The organism is Mycolicibacterium fallax (genome assembly GCF_010726955.1).
Classification (GTDB): Bacteria; Actinomycetota; Actinomycetes; order Mycobacteriales; family Mycobacteriaceae; genus Mycobacterium; species Mycobacterium fallax.
Window position 1 is genome coordinate 59743 of the sequence record NZ_AP022603.1, and the last position, 16913, is coordinate 76655.

The window sequence follows — 16913 nt, forward strand, 5'->3', positions numbered from 1 at the left end:
GCATGGCTAAACACGGGTACGCTGCCCCCTCGTGGATCCTGCCCGCTTCAGCGTGCGCTCCCGGCATCCCTCGGTGCTGGTCGTGGTGCTCTCGGCCGCGGGCATCGCGGTGTCGCTGATGCAGACGCTGATCGTGCCGGTGATCCCGGAGCTGCCGCGGATGCTCAGCGTCGGCGCCGCCGACGCCTCCTGGGCGATCACCGCCACCCTGCTGACCGCAGCGGTCGCCACCCCGGTGTTCGGCCGGTTCGGCGACATGTACGGACCGCGGCGGATGCTGATCGTCAGCGCGCTGGGATTGACGGCCGGGTCACTGGTCTGCGCGCTGAGCAGCACGCTGGTGCCGTTCGTCCTCGGGCGCGGCCTGCAGGGCCTGGGCATGGCCATCATCCCGCTGGGCATCGCGGTGCTGCGGGCCGCGATGCCGCCCGAACGGGTCGGATCGGCGACCGGGACGATGAGTTCCTCGCTCGGCGTCGGTGGAGCGCTCGGGCTGCCGCTGTCGGCGATCATCGCCCAGCACTACCACTGGCACGCGCTGTTCTGGCTGGCCACCGGGCTCGGCGTGACGGCATTGGTGCTGTTTGTGACCCTGGTGCCCGCGGTGCCCCCGGTGTCGACGGGGCGTTTCGACCCGCTGGGCACGGTGCTGCTGGCGGCCGGGCTGGTGCTGCTGCTGCTGCCGATCTCCAAGGGCGCGGTCTGGGGCTGGACCGACCGGCTGACGCTGTCGCTGCTGGCCGCCTCGCTGGTCACCTTCGGGTTGTTCGCGGCGTGGCAGCTGGCGATCCCGTCGCCGATCGTGGATCTGCGCACCACGCTGCGTGCGCCGGTGCTGCTGACCAACCTGTCCTCAATCTGCATGGGCTTCTCGCTGTTCGCGCTGAGCCTGATCGCCCCGCAGATCCTGGAGTTGCCCGCGGCGACCGGTTACGGGCTGGGGCAGTCGCTGACCAGCACCGGACTGTGGTTGGCGCCCGGCGGCCTGGCGATGATGATGTGCGCGTCGGCCTCGGCGGTGCTGGCGGCGCGGCGCGGACCCAAGTTCACCCTGGTGCTCGGCAGCGCGATCATCGCGCTGGGCTATCTGGTCGGGCCGTGGCTGATCGGTTCGGCGGCGCTGATCGGGCTGCTCAACGTGATCCTCAGCATCGGGGTCGGCTTCGGCTTCGCGGCGCTGCCGACCCTGATCAACGCGGCGGTCCCGATCACCGAGACGGCCGCCGCCAACGGCATCAATGCGCTGGCCCGGTCGCTGGGGACCTCGCTGTCCAGCGCGGTGATGGGCGCGATCATGGCCGCCATGGTGGTCGTCGTCCCCGGAATCGACGGCGCGGTGCCGAGTCAGGCGGCCTTCCAGGTCGCCATGTACGTCGCCGGGACGGTGGCCCTGCTGGGCGCGCTGCTGGCGGCGCTGATGCCCGACCCGGTCGCCGCGCTCAGGGCCTGAGCCGGCTCAGACCGCGAAGCGTTCCTTGATTTCCTGGGTCTGGAAATGCTCGACGACGATGCCGACCAGCGGGATGGTGCCGGCCAGCAGCACGCCGATGGTCTTGCCGATGGGCCAGCGGACCTTGACCGCCAGGCTGGCGGTGGCCAGCAGGTAGGCGAAGTACACCCAACCGTGCACGACGCCGATCCAGTTCGGCGGGTTGTCCACGTGCATGATGTATTTGACGTACATCTCGTAGCAGAGCGCGATCAGCCAAACACCCGTCGTCCAGGCCAGCACCCGATACAGGTTCAGCGCCTGGCGGATCTTTTCGACGGGCGCGGCGCCGGTGGGTTCGGTTTTCGGGGCACTCATGCGGTGGTCCTGTCCTGCGGGGTGTCGGTGCCGGCATCGCCGGCGGCGGGGGCGTCGCCGTCTGCGGCGGCCAGGTCGGCAAGATAGCGGTTGTACTCGGCCAGCACCGGGTCGTCGTCCTCGGTGAGCGTCGCGAACCCCGGGCGCGGCGGCAGCAGTTCCTCGGGAATCTCGGTCGGGCGATCCGGGGCCGGCGGCGTCTCGGGGTTGGCCTCCAGGATGACGAACTTGCGGTAGGCGTAGATGCAGAACACCGCGAACATCGGCCATTGCAGCGCGTAGCCGAGATTCTGGAAGGTGCCCGCGTTCGACTCGAAGCGCGTCCACTGCCACCAGCCCAGGGCCAGGCAGCCGGTCGCGGCCAGCAGCGCCAGCGCGATCAGCGCGGGCCGGCGGCGAGGGGGTGCGGACACCCTTCGACCGTACCGTCTGGGCCCCGCCGGGCAGGAATCACCGCTCCCGCGCGGGCCTACCCGACGTCGCGGATGGCCTGTGCCAGCTGCTCCACCACCGCCGGGTTGTGCGGTGTCGGCAGGTAGACGATCGCCAGGTCCAGGCCCTCGGCGCCGAGCGCCAACGCGTCCTCGACGGCCTTCGCGCAGTCCAGATCCGCCTCCATGCGCACGTGCGCGCTGAGGGTGATCTCGGCGGGGTCCCGGCCGATGTCGGCGCAGCGGGCCGCCAGCACGTCGCGCTTGTGCGCGAACTCCGCCGGGGTGCCGCCGACGAAGTTCCAGTGGTCGGCGTAGCGCGCGGTCAGCGGCAGGGTGCGCTTCTCGCCGCTGCCGCCGATACAGATCGGGGGGTGCGGCTGCTGCGGGCCCTTCGGCTCATTGCGGGCGTCGGTGAGTTGGTAGTACCGGCCGTGGAAGGTAGTGGACTCCTGGCTGAGCAGCCCGGTGAGCACCTGGCAGGCCTCCTCGAAGCGGTCGAATCGCTCCCGGATGCTGCCGAGCTCGATGCCGTAGGCGCCGGACTCCTCCTCGTTCCAGCCCGCGCCGATGCCCAGCTCCAGTCGACCGCCGGAGATGATGTCCAGCGCCGAGGCCATGTTCGCCAGCACCGCGGGATGGCGGTAGTGGACGCCGGTGACCATCACCCCGACGCGCAGCCGCCGGGTGGCCTGGGCGAGCGCGGTCAGCGTCACCCAGCCCTCCAGACACGGACCGGTCGGATCGGAGAAGATCGGATAGAAGTGGTCGAAGGTCCAGCCGGATTCGAAGACGTCGATCTCGTCGGCGGCCTGCCAGACCGCCAGCATGTCGGCCCAGGTGGTGTTCTGCGGGGAGGTTTTGAAGGCGAATCGCACGTTCGCCGAGGGTAGTCCGCGCGGCCGTGGCGATGTGCGCCCTTCGCCGCATGCCGGGGCATGATCGAGGGGAGGCGTCGGCGAGGGCGGGAGGTTGCGCAATGGTGCAGGCGATCGTGGTGGGCGCGGGGATGGTCGGGTTGGCCACCGCCTGGCATCTGCAGGAATACGGGGTGGATGTCACGGTCATCGACCGCGGCGGGGTTGCCGCCGGATCGTCGTGGGGCAATGCCGGTTGGCTGACCCCCGGCAAGGCGATCCCGCTGGCCGATCCGAGCCTGTGGGCCTACGGACCTCGGGCGCTGCTGGATCCCGACGCCGCGTTGCACGTGCCGGTGCGGGTGGATTTCGGCTTGTGGGCATTTTTGGCCCGGTTCGCCGCGCACGGCACCCGTCGTTCCTGGGACACCGCGATGGCCGCGCTGACCCCGATCGACCGGATCGCCCTGGCCTGTTTTGACGAGTTCGATGCCGGCGGTGTCCAATCCTGGACGCAACCGGGCCCATTCATCATCGCCTTCGAAAAACCCTCGGAGGCAACCGGTTTCTTGCGCGAGATCGACGGCGCCAATCGGCACGGCCAACAGGTGCCGCTGTCCCGACTGGCCGATCCCCAGGCGCACTGCCCGGTGCTGTCGAACCGGGTCGGTGCGGCCTATCGGCTGGACGGGCAACGGTTTCTGGAGCCCGGGCCGTACCTGGCGGCCCTCGGTGAGGCCGTGCTGGCCCGCGGCGCGCGACTGCTGACCGGCGGTGCCGTCGTCGCGGTGGACGCGGCCGCGCGCCCGGGCGTGCGGCTGGCCGACGGGCAGCAGTTGGCCGCCGACGCGGTGGTGATCGCCACCGGTGCGTGGCTGCCGGAGCTGGCCCGCGGACTTGGGGTGCGCACCCGGGTGCAGGCCGGGCGCGGCTATTCCTTCACCGTCAAGACCGACCGGCCGGTCGAGCATCCGCTGTACCTGCCCAGGCAGCGCATCGCCTGCACGCCCTACCAGGGCCGCTTCCGGATCGCCGGCACGATGGAGTTTCGCCGGCCCGAGGAGCCGCTGCAGCCGCGGCGCATCCAGGCCATCGTCAATCAGGTCCGCCCGCTGCTGACGGGGGTGGACCTCGATGACCGGCACGACGAGTGGGTGGGTTCGCGCCCGGTCACTCCCGACGGCTTGCCGCTGGTCGGTGCGACCCGCGCTCCCGGGGTGTACGTCGGTGGCGGCCACGGCATGTGGGGCATGGTGCTGGGCCCGGCCACCGGCAAGATGCTGGCCAAACGGATCGTCACCGGGCAGACCGATCCGACGATCGCGCCGTTTGACCCGCTGCGCTGAGCTCCGGGCGGCGCGCCCCGTAAAATCTGCCGCACGCGGGCGTGATGGAACGGCAGACATGATGGCTTTAGGTGCCATTGCTCGAAAGAGCGTGTGGGTTCGAATCCCACCGCCCGCACTCAGCTGAGTCGTCAGAACGGTGGCGGGTCGAAGCGGCCGGGGTCCTCGGCGAGGATGGCGGCGTGGTTGCGGGCCCGCTCGGCGGCGATGCGTCGGGCGCGGCTGTTGGCCCGGGGTTGTTTTCGGGCGGGCATCATCAGGGTGCGTCCGGATCGGCGCTTGCGTCGGGGTTTGCCCGGTGGTGGGGCCGGGCCGGTGTTGGTGTCCCAGCCGGGAAACAGGACTCGGCTGAACGGGGCGCTGGTGTAGCTGTGCCCGGTGGGGCTGGTGATGGTGATGCGGCCGTCGGGGTGCTGGACTTCGGTCCAGTCATCCCAGAAGGTCCGCAGCAGGTGATGGAGCCGGCACTTGTCGTTCAGGGCCGAGGGGTGGGTGTGGCCCCCGTCGTCCCAGGGGTTGGAGTGGTCGATGTCGGATTTGGTCGCGGGCCGCTCACAGCCGGGCCAGCGACAGGTCAGGTCGCGGGTGCGGACGAATTCGTCGAGTCGGGCCGACGGCCGGTAGCGGCGTTCGGGATCGGCTGCTGTCGGTGTCGCTACGCGGCGGATGGTCGCGCCGTGGGTGATCAGGTCGGCCACGGTTTCGGCGGAGACGAACCCGCGGCCGGGAATCACCGCGGTGGGCCGGGCCCCGGGTGCGGCCGGGGCGGGGCCGGGCACGGTGTTGACGGGGGCGTTGGTGACGATGTGGTTGGTGACGATGTGGATGGTGACGTGCGCGGCGGGGTGGGTGCCGGTCTTGGCCGGGCAGGTCGGGTTGTCGCAGGCGCAGACCAGCCGATCGGCGTGGGCGGCCAGCGCGCCGAGGGCGTCGGCGCGGCGTTGGGCCAGGGTGCGGGGGTCGTCGTCGCAGACGTTCTTGGCCATCGCGGTCAGCGTTTCGTCCAGCAGTGCGGCATCGACGGCGCTGATCCGGCCCCAGATGGTGCTCAGGTCGTTGTCGTCGTTGCGGGGGTCGCCGATGGTGATCTGTCGGTCGATGCGGGTTCGTTGGGTCCGGCGCACCGCGTCGGGATCCACCGTGTCGATGATCGCGTCGATGGTGGTCTCCAGTTTCAGCTGGGACAGCGGTCCCCAGCGGGTCACCTTCGCGGCGATCTCGGCGTCCACCTCGGCTCGGGCGTCCGGGTCGGTGATCAGGGTGGTGCGCGCGACGATGGTCATCGCCGTCGGCGCGCTGATCCGCCCGGCCAGAAACAGTGCGCCGACCTTGGGCAGCTCGTCGGCCAGGGTGCGGGCGCGTTCCATCAGGCTCAGCGCGCGGCCGTGCTTGATGGTCAGGGCGCAGCCGATTTCGGCGGCGGCGCTGTCCCAGTCGTCGCAGGCCCAGCGCGGGTGTTGTGCGCCGGCGAGTCGGCGGCGGGCCAGCTCGGCGATCGCGGCCAGGTGGTGGGCCTGCACCGCGGCCGCGGTGCGCGCCGAGGCGGTGATGGCGTCGACCAGGGCGGCATCGCCGAGGGTGCGCAGTTCCTCGGGCGCATGCACCGTCGATTCGAACATACCTTCGAATGTACGCCGATGCTGTGACAAGTGCCACGTTCGGCGGGACGGGCGTCAGATCATGTCGTTGCGGGTCAGCCAGCGCATCACCGGCCAGCCGATGAAGACCGGCAGCCAGCAGGTCAGGATCCGGTAGAGCAGCACGGCCGGCACGGCGATTCCCATCGCAACCCCGAAGGCGGCCAGACCACCGATGAGGGCGGCCTCCACCGCGCCGACGCCGCCGGGGGTCGGCGCCGCCGAGGCGAGCGTGCCGCCGACCATTGTCACCACCGTGACCGTCACGAACGAGGTGTCGCCACCGAAGGCCTCCACGCTGGCCCACAGCGCCAGCGCGGCCCCCAACGTCGTTGCCGCACAACCCAGCACGATCAGGCCGAGACGTTTCGGCTCGCGGGCCAGCTCGCCGAGGTCGACCAGCACTTCCTTGAGCTTGGGCCGCAGCTCGGTGCCCAGCCAGCGGCGCAGCTTGGGCACAAACATGAAGGTGCCGACCGCGCCGAGCGCGGCGCCGCCGATCAGGTACAGCACGGTGGCCGACGGGACGAAGTGCGACAGGTCGGCTCGGGTGCCGGCCGCCACGCTGAACACCAGCAGCAGGCTCAGGTGGGTGATGATCTGGACGCTCTGCTGCAGTGCGACGGTGGTGGTCGCCCGCACCGCACCCAGGCCGCCCTTCTGCAGGAACCGGGTGCTCAGGGCCAGGCCGCCGACGCCGGCCGGGGTGGTGGTCGCGGCGAAGGTGTTGGCGACCTGCATGATCGTCAGGTTGCGGAAGCTGACCAGCCGGTCGGCGCAGGCCCACAGTGACAGCGCCGCGCCGACATAGGTCAGCGCCGAGACGCCCAGGCCCAGCAGCGCCCACCACCAGTTGGCGGTGCGCAACTCGGAGAAGAACGTCGGCATGGTGCTGATGAACGGGTACGCCACGTAAACCAGCGCCACCAGCAGCACCAGTTGAATGACCTGGGAGCGGGTGAACCGGGTGATGGTCTCGGTCTGGATCTGGACGGCGCCGGTCTGCTTTTTGACCTCATCGCGCGCCGCGCTGAGCAGGGCGCCCGCGTCGGGCACCGAGGCCCGGATCCGGGTCGGCATGGCGGCCTTGGTCAGCCTCCGGGAGGCCTGCAGAACCTTATCGCGGCCGAAGACCTCGATCGCGGCGGCGACCGTCGGTTCCGCGCCGTAGACGGCGGTCGTGGTGACCAGCAGCTGCGCGATGTCGGCCTGCAGGCCGACATCGGTGGCCCCGAACTCGGCCTTGCCGAAACCGCCGAACAGCACGGTGCTGGCCTCGTCGGTGCTGGCGCCGAACTCGACGGTGAGTTCGCCGATCCGCAGGTCGCCGTGCGAGATCTGGCCGTCGTGCAGTTCGGCCAGGGCCCGCCAGATCCGCTCCACCGGAAGGTCCGCGGTGACCGGTCGGCCCCGGGCGGCGGTGCGGGCGTGCAGCATCCAGCCGCGGTCCAGGACCGCCAGCGCCACGGTCGAGGTGTTGGCCAGGCCGAGGTCCCCGATCGCCACCGACATCAGCGCGCGGTGCTCGACGGCGCGCTGCATGGACGCGTGCAGCGGCGCGGTCTCGGCGCTGCGCAGCCGGACCTTGCGCCAGAACTGGCGGATCAGGCCGCCGGCGCGCTGATTGGGTCCGTAGAGCTCCAGCAGGGCGGCGCCGGGCGTCGGGCAGCAGGGCCGCCAGGTCGGGCCGGGGGTGCGCGGGGCCTGTTCGGTGGCCGGTGCCTGCTGACAGGTGGCCTGCAGGATCAGCGCTCCGGGCCCGGCCGGGCGCACCACCGACAGCGCGGTGACGACGTGTCCGCGGCGGTGCAGCGCACGGATCGCGGCTTCCAGCGGCACCTCGAGCGCCGGGGTGCCGACGACCAGGACGACCAGTGCGCCGATGAACCAGCCGACCGACAGGCCGAGCAGGGAGCGGGCCGGCACGATCGCCGAGACGACCAGGTGGATCGGGACGAATGCCAGCAGCAGGGTCCACCACCAGCGCCGCCAGCGGGCCGGCAGCCAGGGGCCGGACACCGTCAGCATCGCCGCCAGCATGGCGATCCAGCGTGGATCGTCGAGGAACTGGGCGAGCACGGTGTGCAGCCGGTCGGACATGTCGAAGTGCCACTGCGGCGCGGCGAAGCCGTTGCCGCTGACCGACAGTGACAGCACCGCGATGGCGCCGGCCGCCGCGTACGCGCCGAGCAGCTTCCACTGCCGGCCGGCGATCAGCCCGATCAGGATGCCGAACGGCAACACCAGGATCGCGATGCCGTAGGCCAGGTACACCAGGTTGGACTGGGTGGGGGTGAGCACCCCGACGATGTCGGAGATGGAGCGCTCCAGCGCTTCCCAGTCATTGCGGGTGATCATCGAACTGGTGATGATGGTGGCCAGGAAGATGGTCGACAGCGCCAGCCGGATCAGATCGTTGGTTCGGCGGTTCCACGGCAGCAGGAGCTTCCCGGAAACGGCGATCTCGCGCCCGTCCACTCGCATGCCCACGGAACTCCCGGTTGGTCAACAGCCGGTCGACGGCCTGCGGACAATCTACTGGGCGGTGACGCCGATCCCGCCGAGGCAGAACCGCACCAGATGCTCGACGTCGGCGGCCGGCGGTCGTCGGCGTGATCCGATGTACCGGCGCAGGGTGCCCATGGTGGCGTCGTAGACGGTGTCGGCGTCGCGGATCGGGTCCGGCCGGCCCATCCGGTTCAGCGGCTCGGTGAGCAGGTCGCGCAGTGGGGCCATGGTGTCTTCGTCATTGACCCGGTCGTGCGCGGTCGCCGACATCTGGGCCAGCGTGGCATTGCACAGGGTGAACAGCCGGGGGTCGGCGACCTGGGCCAACAGGCCGCGCACCCAGTGGGCGACCTGGACCTCGGGGGCGGGGTCGCCGGCCATCTCGGCGGCCAGCTGCGCGGCCACCACCGCGGTGCCACGGCGCAGCACCGCCAGCAGCAGGTCGTCCTTGCCACTGAAATGCCGATAGAACGTCTTGTTGCAGGTGCCGGCCTCCAGCACGATGTCGGTGACCTTGGGCGGGCCGGGGGAGCAGCGTTCCATCACCCGCACCGCGGCGGTCAGGATCCGTTCGATCTCCGCGTCACGGTCGGTGCCCGGCGCCACCTCGGTGCCCGACGGGCGGGCGTCTACCGTCATCGCGCCCTCCGCCCGCTGGTTGACCGTCGTTGAGAATAGTCCGCCCCGCGGTGCTGCCGGCGGATTTCCCGCTCAGTACTGCCCGGCGTCGAGGAACAGGTCCAGGATCGGGTCGTCGCCGCCGCCGTAGGGCGACAGGTCGGTGCGGCCGGCCTGGGCCAGCACCGCCGAGTCGATGTAGCAGTTGCCGCTGGCCTGTGCCGCCGGCCGGGACAGGATCTCCGCGGCGGCCTCACCCATGATCTGCGGGCTGCGCGACCGGGCGACCATGTCGTCGTCGCCGGAGGCCAGGTTCGTCACCGCGGCCGTGGCGATGTAGGTCTCCGGCCACAGGCAGTTCGACGCGATCGGCACGTCGGCGTACTCGCTGGCCCAGCCCAGCGCCAGCAGCGTCATGCCGTACTTGCTCAGCGTGTAGCTCGGGTGCAGTCCCAGCCAGTACGGGTTCATGTTCAGCGGCGGGGCCAGCGTCAGCACGTGCGCGTTCTGGGACTTGCGCAGGTGCGGGATCGCGGCCCGGGTCAGCAGGAAGGTGCCGCGGACGTTGATGTCCATCATCAGGTCGAACTGCTTGGCCGAGAGCTGGTCGGTGGGCGCGGTGAAGATCGCGCTGGCGTTGTTGATGCAGGCATCGACCCCGCCGAAGGTGTCGACGGCGACCGCGACGGCACGCTCGACGTCCGCCTCGTTGCGGACGTCGCCGACGACGGCGGCCGCGCGGCCGCCGGCCGCCTCGATCTCGGCGGCCGCGGTGTAGACGGTGCCGGGCAGCTTCGGGTGCGGTTCGGCGGTCTTGGCCAGCAGCACCACGTTGGCGCCCTGGCGGGCGGCGGACAGGCCGATCGCCAGGCCGATGCCGCGGCTGGCGCCGGAGATGATCAGGGTGCGGTCCTGCAGTGCCGTCATGGGAGCTCCCGGGAGTCGAAACGCGGCTGCGGAAGGCGACTCCCGCTAGGCGATATTGGCATTCTCTTTTTCTGCAAGTACGTTATCACCGAGGGTTGTCCGGATCGTCGGGATGAAGGAGTGGGCCGCCAATGCGCTTGGGTGTGATGATCGGTGCCGAACGCGGGGACATGAACCGCAAGGTCACCAAGTTGCTCGCCGACATCGAGTGGGCCGAGTCCGCGGGGCTGGACACCGCCTGGATGCCGCAGGTGCCCGACGACTTCGACTGCCTGACCATGGTGTCGCTGATGGGCGGCCGGACCAGCCGCATCGAGCTCGGCACCGCCGTGGTGCCGCTGCAGGCCCAGCACCCGATCGCCCTTGCCCGGCAAGCACTTTCGGTTCATGCCGGGTCCGGCGGTCGGCTCGCGCTTGGGGTCGGGCCGTCGCACCACTGGATCATCGAGGACATGCTCGGGCTGCCGTATAAGCGGCCGGCCGGCTACACCCGCGACTACCTGGAGGTGCTCAACGCGGCCATCGCCGGGCCCGGGCCGGTCGACGTGGAGAACGACACCTTCACCGTGCACAACCCGACCGCGCTGGGCGCCGAGACCAAAATGCCGGTGCTGGTGGCCGCGCTGGGCCCGGTGATGCTGCAGTTGGCCGGCGAGTTCGCCGACGGCACCGTGCTGTGGATGGCCGACGAGCGCGCGATCGGCGACCACATCGCCCCGAAGATCAACAAGGCCGCCGCCGACGCCGGCCGGCCGGCGCCGCGCATCGTGGCCGGCATCCCGGTGTGCCTGTGTGCCAACTCCGAGATCGACGCCGCCAAGCAGCGCGCCAACCGGATCCTGGCCGAGGCCGAGACCTCGCCGAACTACCAGCGGCTGCTCGACCGCGGCGACGCCCGCGACGTCGGGGACCTGTGCGCGGCCGGCGACGAGGAGGCGATCCTGCGCCGGTTCCGGCAGTTCGCCGACGCCGGGGTGACCGACCTGTCGGTGCGGCTGCTGCCGATCGGCGACAACCGCGATGAGCTGATCGCGTCCAAGTACCGCACCCGCGAGGTGATTGGGGCGCTGGCCGCCGAACTACGCTAGGTGGCCGTGACGAACGGTTCCCCGCAGGCCGGTCCGCTGGCCGGCATCAAGGTGATCGAGGTCGGCTCGGTGCTGGCCGGGCCGTACGCCACGCTCATGCTGGCCGATCTGGGCGCCGAGGTCACCAAGATCGAGCCGCCGGCCGGCGACATCTCCCGTCAGGTCTCCGACAGCTACTTCGCCAGCATCAACCGCGGCAAACGATCGGTGGTGTTGGAGCTCGACACCGCGGCGGGGCAGCGCCGGCTCGGCGAGCTGGTCGCCGAATCGGATGCCCTGCTGGTCAATATGAAGCCCTCGGCGATCCACCGGTTCGGGTTGACCTACCAGGCGCTGCGGCGGCACAACGAGAAGATCGTCTGCGTGGCGCTGACCGGTTTCGGGTTGCACGGCGGTGACCATCCGGCGTTCGACCACATCGTGCAGGCCGCCACCGGGGTCGCCGCGATGACCGGCGATCCCGGCGGCCCGCCGACGCTGCCCGGCTACACCTCGGTCGACAACTCCACCGGGCTCACCGCCGCGCTGGGCCTGCTGGCGCAGATCATCGCCGGGCGCGGCGGGCAGCTCGACGTCAGCATGCGCGACGTGATGCTCTCCCAGCTCAACTACCACGCCGCGGCCTACCTCAACGACGGCGTGCACCCGCAGCGGCTGCCCAACGGGGCGCACAAGTTCTACGTGCCGGCCCAGCTCTTCGACACCGCGGCGGGGTACCTCGCGCTGTTCATCACCTACGACGGGTTCTGGCGGGCGTTTGCCGCGGAGGCCGGGCTGTCGGGTTTTGCCACCATGGCCGAACGGGTCGCCAACCGGGAGGCGGTGCTGGCGGCGGTGTCCGCGGCGCTGGCGACCGACACCGCGAGCAATTGGGAGACTCGGCTCACCGCGCGCGGGATTCCGGCGGCCGCGGTGCGCACGCTGCCCGAGGCCCTGGACCGCAACCCGGACAGCGTGATCACCGCCGGGCCGTACCGGCTGGTCGGTTGCCCGATCCGGATCGACGGTCACACCCCGGATTACCGGCCCGCGCCGGCGCTGGGCGCCAATCAGCAGTCGTAGTCGACCTCGACCGAGCAGTCCGGAACGCCCTGGCAGGTCAGCACGTAGCCCTCCTCGACCTCGTCGTCATCGAGGGCGTCGTTCACCCGCATGGTCGCCGTCCCGCTGGACAGCTTGGCCATGCAGGTGCCGCAGTTGCCTGCCTCGCAGGAGAACGGCGGGGTCAGCCCGGCGCGGCGGGCCGACTCCAGGATGGTCTCGCCCGGTTGCGCGGTGATGGTGGCGTGCCGACCATCGAGGTGGACGGTCACCTCCGGCCGCTCCGCGGTGCTGCCGGCCGTTGCGGTGTCGGCGGACGCCGGTGAAGTCATGGGACTCTTACCTCTCCAAACGGTGTCGGCAATGGCCACCTCACGCAGCGTGGCAATCACTATGGTAGGTGTATTCTACCGCAACGAGAATAGTATTCTCATCCGGGATTTGCCCGCCGCACCCTCGAGGAGGACCGATGCCCGATCCGGTCGTGCTCGTCGGCCCGCAGCGGTCCTACCGGCGCACCGAACTCGACGCCGACATCGCCGGACTGGCCGCTGAATTGGCCGAACGCGGCGCCGGACCCGGTCGGCGGGTTGCCCTGATGTCGTCGAACCGGCCCGAGTTCGTCGTCGCGCTCTACGCGGTGTGGCGCCTCGGCGCGGCCGTCGTGCTGCTCAGCCCGGCGTGGAAGTCCGGCGAGGTGCGGCACGCACTCGACCTGACCGGCGCCGACATCGCCGTCGGCGATCATCCGGTGCTGGCCGAGCAGCTGCCGATGCGTCACCTCGACGAACCGATCGCGGCCGCTCCGCACGCGCCGCCGCCGCCCGCGCCGGACCCCGGCGACGAGGCGGTGCTGGTGTTCAGCTCGGGCACCACCGGCCTGCCCAAGGCGGTCCGGCACACTCACGGATCGTTCGCCGCCGCGGTCGCGCACTGGCGCACGGTGCTGGCGCTGACCGACCGCGACCGGATGCAGATCGCCACCCCGCCGTCGCACATCCTCGGCCTGCTCAACATCGCCACCATGCTCGACGTTGGGGGTTGGCTGCGACTGCACCGCCGCTTCGACATCGACGCGCTGCTGGCCGGTATTGAGACCGACCGGATCACCGTCGAGATGGCCGTCGCGCCGATCGCGCTGGCGATCGCCGCGCACCCCGAGCTGGAGCGCTTCGACCTGTCCTCGCTGCGCTACCTGATGTGGTGCGCCACCCCGGTCACCGCCGCCGTCGCCGAGACGGTCACCCGCCGCACCGGGGTGTGCTGGCTGACCGCGTACGGCAGCACCGAGCTTCCGGTGTTGGCCTGCAACGAGATCGGATCGGGCCGGCTGGACACCGTCGGGCGGGCGGCTCCCGGGGTGCGGCTGCGGGCGGTCCGTCCCGACGGGACCGCCGCCCCGGTCGGCGAGCCGGGCGAGATCTGGGCGGCCGCGGACTCGCTGATGGCCGGCTATCTGCCCGACTCGGCGACCGCCGAGGCGGTCACCGACGGCTGGTACCACACCGGTGACATCGGTGTGTTCGACGACGGCGGCTGGTTGCAGATCACCGACCGCAGTAAGGAGATGATCAAGGTCCGGGGCTTCCAGGTCGCCCCGGCCGAGGTGGAGGCCGTGCTGCACGGTCACCCGGCGGTCGCCGACTGCGCGGTCTTCGGAGTGCCCGCGGGTGCCGACGGCGAGCGGGTCATCGCCGCGGTGTCCCGCGGCGCCGAGGTGTCGGCCGCCGAACTGATCGACCTGGTGGATTCCCGACTGGCCGGCTACAAACGGCCCGCCGAGATCGTGTTCGTCCCCGAAATACCGCGCCTGCCTTCGGGCAAGGTGCTGCGCCGTGTGCTGAAGGAGCGCCATGGATGTCCGATTGACAAGTGAACAACAGCAGTTGCGTGACGCGGCCGCCAAGCTGGCCGACGATCTGGGCCCCGGCTCGGTCGCCGAGCTTGACGACGCCGCCCGGATCGACCGGCTGGAGCGTGCGCTGGCCGGTACCGGCTGGCGATCGCTGCGCTCGGACGGGGCCTCCGGGGTGGAGGTCGCGATCGTCGCCGAGGAGTTCGGCCGCGCACTGGTCGACGCCGCCTTCCTGGGCCCGGTGCTCGCCGATGAGGCGCTGCGCTGCTCCGGTGGGCAGCCCGCCGACGGGCTGACCGTCGCGGTGGCCGGCGCGGCCTTCGACGCCCGCGGCGCGCGCACCGCGGTCCGGGTGGACGGGCCGGCCGTTGCCACCGCGCCGGTGGGCGAGCCGAACGGCGGCGCCGATCTGACCCGAACCCGCGCCGCGGTAGGCGAATTCGACGCCGTGGGCACTCTTGACGACGACGCCGCGGTGCGCTGGCAGGCGCTGGCGCTGGTGATCACCGCCGCCGATCTGGTCGGGGTGTCCCGGGGCGCCCTGGATCTCGGGGTCGAGTACGCGAAGATCCGCGAGCAGTACGGCAAGTCGATCGGCTCGTATCAGGCCGTGGCGCACCTGCTCGCCGAGAGCCTGACCCTGGTCGAGGGTTCGATCAGCATCCTGCGGCACGCCGCCTGGGCGGTTGACGAACTGGATCCGGCCGAGGCGCTGCGCGCGGCCCGGGTCGCCAAGCTGTACTGCGCGCGCGCCGCCCGCACGGTGTGCGAGACGTCCATCCAGGTGCACGGCGGCATTGGCAACACCTGGGAGTGCCTGGCGCACGTCTACCTGCGCCGTGCGCTCACCTCGACCGAACTGTGGCCCGTCAAGTTGGAGGAGATCGATCTTGGACTTTCGTGATTCGGCCGACGAGGCCGCCTTCCGTGCCCGGCTGCGTGACTGGCTTTCGGTGCACGCCAAGGAGTTTCCCACCTCCGGCGACGAGTACTGGGCAAAACAGGGGGAGTGGCACCGCGCGCTGTATGCCGGCGGCTTCTTCGGGGTGACCTGGCCCAAGGAATACGGCGGCCAGGAACTGCCGCCGGTCTACGACGTCATCCTCGATGAGGAACTGGCCCGCTACGGCGCCCCGCCGCGGCCCAGCCTGGGCTACCTGGTGGTCGGCCTCGGTCACCACGGCAGCGCGGAGATCCAGTCCCGATTCCTGCCGGGCATGATCGACGGCACCCAGCGCTGGTGCCAGGGCTTCTCCGAGCCCGGCGCGGGCTCGGACCTGGCGTCGCTGACCACCACCGCCACCCGGGACGGTGACAACTGGGTGATCAACGGGCACAAGATCTGGACCAGCTACTCCGATGTCGCCGACTGGTGTCTGGTGTTGGCCCGCACCGATCCGGAGGCCAAGCGGCACAAGGGAATCTCGGCGTTCATCGTCGCGATGGACCAGCCCGGTGTGCAGCAGCGGCCGCTGGAGATGATCAATGGCACCACCACCGAGTTCGGCCAGGTCAGCTTCGACGACGCGGTGGTGCCGGCGGAGAACATGGTCGGCGAACCCGGCGCGGGCTGGGCGCTGGCGATGACCGTCGTCGGCCACGAGCGCGAGCCCTCGACGCTGGGGTATGCCGCCCGGTACGGAAAGCTGGTGCGCCAGATGGCCGCTCGCTGTCCGGGGGCGGTGCCCGAGGACCTGGCCTGGGCGGCCGTGCAGACCGAGATGCTCACCCACCACGTGCGGCGGCGGCTGTCCGAGCAGCTCGACGGCATCTCGCACGGCTCGGACGGCTCGATCGACAAGCTGCTGATGACCTGGGTGGACCAGTCCGTTGGGCACGCCGGCCTGGCGGTCGGCGGCACCGCCGACCCGGACCTGTTCAGCGCCTACCTGTACAGCCGCGCGCAGAGTGTGATGGGCGGCACCTCGCAGATTCAGAAGAACATCATCGCCTCACGAATCCTGGGATTAGGAGTCTGACATGTACGGCATGCCAACCGAAATCGACGTCACCGCCGACGGACCGCTGCGGATCATCACGCTGAACCGGCCGGACGCGCTCAACGCCGTCAACGACAACCTGCACGTCGGGCTGGCCAACCTGTGGAACGAGCTCAACGAGGACGCCGGGGCCCGCGCCGCGGTGCTCACCGGCGCCGGCCGGGCGTTCTCGGCCGGCGGCGACTTCAACTACCTCGACGAGTTGCGCCGCGATGAGGCCCTGCGCACCAAGACCATCAAGCACGGCCGCGACATCGTGCTGGGCATGATCAAGTGCCGGATCCCGGTGATCGCGGCCGTCAACGGCCCGGCGGTGGGGCTGGGCTGCAGCCTGGCGGCGCTGTCGGACATCGTCTACATGGCCGAGACCGCGCATTTCGCCGACCCGCACGTGTCGATCGGCCTGGTCGCCGCCGACGGCGGTCCGCTGGTGTGGCCGATGCAGATCAGCTTCCTGCAGGCCAAGGAGTACGCGCTGACCGGCGCCCGGATCAGCGCGGCCAAGGCACTCGAGCTGGGGCTGGCCAACCACGTGGTGCCGGATCCGCTGGCCGCGGCGATGGAATGTGCGCAGGGCATCCTGAAGCTGCCGCAGCAGGCCGTCGAGGCCACCAAGCGGCTGATGAACATGCAGCTGGAGCGCTCGGTGACCACCTCGCTGGACTACGCGAACCTCTCGGAATACGTGTCCTTCGGGACCGCGGACTTCAACCGGATCGTGGACCGGCTGACGGCCAAGAACAAGTAGCCGGACAAACAAAATCGGGAGCCCCGCGGGGCTCCCGATTTTGTTTGTCC

General features: G+C 70.7%; 16 protein-coding genes and 1 tRNA gene. 9 read left to right on the forward strand and 8 right to left on the reverse strand.

The features are described 5' to 3' along the window. Positions 1-31 precede the first annotated feature (31 nt). Positions 32-1450, forward strand: a complete 1419-nt coding sequence (locus tag G6N10_RS00290) for an MFS transporter (protein WP_263993222.1) — start codon at positions 32-34, stop codon at positions 1448-1450. Between the two features lie 6 nt (positions 1451-1456). On the opposite strand, the gene G6N10_RS00295 is transcribed toward G6N10_RS00290, so the two are convergent. Genes G6N10_RS00295 through G6N10_RS00305 form a run of 3 tightly spaced genes read right to left on the reverse strand, consistent with a single transcriptional unit; the run spans position 1457 to position 3116 of the window. Continuing rightward, positions 1457-1807, reverse strand: coding sequence for a DUF3817 domain-containing protein (locus G6N10_RS00295; RefSeq protein WP_085093373.1), 351 nt, complete (start codon positions 1805-1807; stop codon positions 1457-1459). Continuing rightward, positions 1804-2220 carry a hypothetical protein gene (locus G6N10_RS00300; protein WP_085093375.1) on the reverse strand — a complete coding sequence of 139 codons (417 nt, stop codon included), beginning with the start codon at positions 2218-2220 and terminating at the stop codon, positions 1804-1806. Before G6N10_RS00300 ends, G6N10_RS00295 begins: the two co-directional genes overlap by 4 nt. Before the next feature lie 56 nt (positions 2221-2276). Beyond that, positions 2277-3116 (reverse strand): LLM class F420-dependent oxidoreductase, encoded by an 840-nt coding sequence (locus tag G6N10_RS00305; protein WP_085093377.1) that lies wholly within the window; start codon positions 3114-3116, stop codon positions 2277-2279. A gap of 101 nt (positions 3117-3217) precedes the next feature. On the opposite strand from G6N10_RS00305, the gene G6N10_RS00310 reads away from it, so the two are divergent. Both G6N10_RS00310 and G6N10_RS00315 read left to right on the forward strand, forming a co-directional pair. Beyond that, positions 3218-4441: an NAD(P)/FAD-dependent oxidoreductase gene (locus tag G6N10_RS00310; RefSeq protein ID WP_085093379.1), complete on the forward strand. Its 1224-nt coding sequence runs from the start codon at positions 3218-3220 to the stop codon at positions 4439-4441. A gap of 35 nt (positions 4442-4476) precedes the next feature. After that, a tRNA-Leu gene (locus G6N10_RS00315) sits at positions 4477-4559 on the forward strand. Positions 4560-4572: 13 nt separating this feature from the next. Here G6N10_RS00315 and G6N10_RS00320 read toward each other — a convergent pair. The 4 genes from G6N10_RS00320 to G6N10_RS00335 form a co-directional block, all read right to left on the reverse strand. After that, complete coding sequence (locus tag G6N10_RS00320) at positions 4573-6060, reverse strand: HNH endonuclease signature motif containing protein (protein ID WP_085093381.1); 1488 nt, start codon at positions 6058-6060, stop codon at positions 4573-4575. Between the two features lie 54 nt (positions 6061-6114). Next, positions 6115-8562 carry a lysylphosphatidylglycerol synthase transmembrane domain-containing protein gene (locus G6N10_RS00325; RefSeq protein ID WP_085093383.1) on the reverse strand — a complete coding sequence of 816 codons (2448 nt, stop codon included), beginning with the start codon at positions 8560-8562 and terminating at the stop codon, positions 6115-6117. Between the two features lie 51 nt (positions 8563-8613). Beyond that, entirely contained in the window at positions 8614-9225 is a 612-nt protein-coding gene (locus G6N10_RS00330; RefSeq protein ID WP_085093385.1) for a TetR/AcrR family transcriptional regulator, read from the reverse strand. 72 nt (positions 9226-9297) lie between these two features. After that, complete coding sequence (locus G6N10_RS00335) at positions 9298-10131, reverse strand: SDR family oxidoreductase (RefSeq protein ID WP_085093387.1); 834 nt, start codon at positions 10129-10131, stop codon at positions 9298-9300. 131 nt (positions 10132-10262) lie between these two features. On the opposite strand from G6N10_RS00335, the gene G6N10_RS00340 reads away from it, so the two are divergent. Together G6N10_RS00340 and G6N10_RS00345 are read left to right on the forward strand one after the other, a co-directional pair. Beyond that, entirely contained in the window at positions 10263-11219 is a 957-nt protein-coding gene (locus G6N10_RS00340; protein WP_085093389.1) for an LLM class F420-dependent oxidoreductase, read from the forward strand. 6 nt (positions 11220-11225) lie between these two features. Beyond that, a complete protein-coding gene (locus G6N10_RS00345) occupies positions 11226-12281 on the forward strand; it encodes a CaiB/BaiF CoA transferase family protein (RefSeq protein WP_179962801.1) in 1056 nt (351 codons plus the stop codon). Here the strand turns inward: G6N10_RS00345 and G6N10_RS00350 are convergent. Further along, a complete protein-coding gene (locus G6N10_RS00350) occupies positions 12269-12592 on the reverse strand; it encodes a 2Fe-2S iron-sulfur cluster-binding protein (RefSeq protein WP_085093393.1) in 324 nt (107 codons plus the stop codon). The two genes, G6N10_RS00345 and G6N10_RS00350, sit on opposite strands and share 13 nt — an antisense overlap. Positions 12593-12729: 137 nt before the next feature. Between G6N10_RS00350 and G6N10_RS00355 the strand changes: the two genes are divergently transcribed. Genes G6N10_RS00355 through G6N10_RS00370 form a run of 4 tightly spaced genes read left to right on the forward strand, consistent with a single transcriptional unit; the run spans position 12730 to position 16863 of the window. Continuing rightward, positions 12730-14136, forward strand: coding sequence for a class I adenylate-forming enzyme family protein (locus G6N10_RS00355; RefSeq protein WP_085093395.1), 1407 nt, complete (start codon positions 12730-12732; stop codon positions 14134-14136). After that, positions 14114-15019 carry an acyl-CoA dehydrogenase family protein gene (locus tag G6N10_RS00360; protein ID WP_085093397.1) on the forward strand — a complete coding sequence of 302 codons (906 nt, stop codon included), beginning with the start codon at positions 14114-14116 and terminating at the stop codon, positions 15017-15019. Before G6N10_RS00355 ends, G6N10_RS00360 begins: the two co-directional genes overlap by 23 nt. Next, a complete protein-coding gene (locus G6N10_RS00365) occupies positions 15006-16094 on the forward strand; it encodes an acyl-CoA dehydrogenase family protein (RefSeq protein ID WP_085093399.1) in 1089 nt (362 codons plus the stop codon). The genes G6N10_RS00360 and G6N10_RS00365 overlap by 14 nt, the downstream gene beginning before the upstream one ends. A 1-nt stretch (position 16095) precedes the next feature. Beyond that, positions 16096-16863 carry an enoyl-CoA hydratase/isomerase family protein gene (locus G6N10_RS00370; RefSeq protein WP_085093401.1) on the forward strand — a complete coding sequence of 256 codons (768 nt, stop codon included), beginning with the start codon at positions 16096-16098 and terminating at the stop codon, positions 16861-16863. Positions 16864-16913 lie beyond the last annotated feature (50 nt).

What these genes read in the sequence shown, in the direction of transcription:
- G6N10_RS00295 (WP_085093373.1), bottom strand. Translation starts at nt 1,807, where the DNA reads ATGAGTGCCCCGAAAACCGAACCCACCGGCGCCGCGCCCGTCGAAAAG.
- G6N10_RS00310 (WP_085093379.1), top strand. Translation starts at nt 3,218, where the DNA reads ATGGTGCAGGCGATCGTGGTGGGCGCGGGGATGGTCGGGTTGGCCACC.
- G6N10_RS00320 (WP_085093381.1), bottom strand. Translation starts at nt 6,060, where the DNA reads ATGTTCGAATCGACGGTGCATGCGCCCGAGGAACTGCGCACCCTCGGC.
- G6N10_RS00325 (WP_085093383.1), bottom strand. Translation starts at nt 8,562, where the DNA reads ATGCGAGTGGACGGGCGCGAGATCGCCGTTTCCGGGAAGCTCCTGCTG.
- G6N10_RS00330 (WP_085093385.1), bottom strand. Translation starts at nt 9,225, where the DNA reads ATGACGGTAGACGCCCGCCCGTCGGGCACCGAGGTGGCGCCGGGCACC.
- G6N10_RS00335 (WP_085093387.1), bottom strand. Translation starts at nt 10,131, where the DNA reads ATGACGGCACTGCAGGACCGCACCCTGATCATCTCCGGCGCCAGCCGC.
- G6N10_RS00340 (WP_085093389.1), top strand. Translation starts at nt 10,263, where the DNA reads ATGCGCTTGGGTGTGATGATCGGTGCCGAACGCGGGGACATGAACCGC.
- G6N10_RS00350 (WP_085093393.1), bottom strand. Translation starts at nt 12,592, where the DNA reads ATGACTTCACCGGCGTCCGCCGACACCGCAACGGCCGGCAGCACCGCG.
- G6N10_RS00355 (WP_085093395.1), top strand. Translation starts at nt 12,730, where the DNA reads ATGCCCGATCCGGTCGTGCTCGTCGGCCCGCAGCGGTCCTACCGGCGC.
- G6N10_RS00360 (WP_085093397.1), top strand. Translation starts at nt 14,114, where the DNA reads ATGGATGTCCGATTGACAAGTGAACAACAGCAGTTGCGTGACGCGGCC.
- G6N10_RS00370 (WP_085093401.1), top strand. Translation starts at nt 16,096, where the DNA reads ATGTACGGCATGCCAACCGAAATCGACGTCACCGCCGACGGACCGCTG.